General features: G+C 65.7%; 1 protein-coding gene. It reads left to right on the top strand.

Annotation, left to right across the window (positions count from 1 at the left end; all coding sequences use genetic code 11):
* On the top strand, positions 1-242 hold a 242-nt coding region (locus R0J92_RS25965), incomplete at both ends, for an RNA polymerase sigma factor (protein ID WP_411053809.1).

Raw genomic sequence — 242 nt, 5'->3', positions numbered from 1 at the left:
GTCCGTCGAAGACGCCTTCCAGCACTCGCTTCTGGCCCTGCTGCCGCGATTGCGGCGCTTTGCCTATGGCCTGACCGGCGCCTTGGACGATGGCGACGAGCTGGTCCAATCGGCCTGCCTGAAGGCGCTTGAGAACCGGCGGCGCTATCGCGCGGGCACGCGCCTCGACAGCTGGCTGTACAAGATCATGCAGAACCTTTGGATCGACCAGCAAAGGCGCCGCCGCCGCCGGGAAATCCCAA

Origin of the sequence: Tritonibacter sp. SIMBA_163 (assembly GCF_046535935.1) — a bacterium.
Taxonomy (GTDB): domain Bacteria; phylum Pseudomonadota; class Alphaproteobacteria; order Rhodobacterales; family Rhodobacteraceae; genus Epibacterium; species Epibacterium scottomollicae.
This window is presented reverse-complemented; position numbering and strand designations above follow the sequence as displayed.